The following is a 278-nucleotide window of genomic DNA, read 5'->3' as shown; positions in this document are numbered from 1 at the left end:
GTTTATTCCCCCCCCAACGATATTGCTCGAGAGCATGACAGGAGGAGTGTTGTCCACCTGAACACCGGTTGTAAAAGAACTAAACCGATTTAGTGCAATAAAATTGTTGGCCAGATCATACAAGTAGGGGCTATAGCCTACATACCAGTAGTAGAGTCTGGATACTTCCAACAGATCGTCAGGCGTTAGGCCTAGTGTTTTACCATCAGCACTGACCGAGAAGCTGCTGGCCACACTCTGTCTAGTTGTGGTGTCATATAACCTAAACGAATTAGTGC

At 46.0% G+C, this 278-nt stretch carries 1 protein-coding gene; it reads right to left on the bottom strand.

Annotation, left to right across the window (positions count from 1 at the left end):
• The coding region (locus CXF95_RS30985) for a hypothetical protein (protein ID WP_232788059.1) at window positions 1–234 on the bottom strand (234 nt) is incomplete at its 3' end.
• Between the last annotated feature and the right edge of the window lie 44 nt (window positions 235–278).

Source organism: Paraglaciecola sp. MB-3u-78 (assembly GCF_002835935.1).
Taxonomy (GTDB): domain Bacteria; phylum Pseudomonadota; class Gammaproteobacteria; order Enterobacterales; family Alteromonadaceae; genus Paraglaciecola.
The sequence above is the reverse complement of the archived record's forward strand: the minus strand, read 5'-3'. Positions and strand labels throughout refer to the sequence as shown.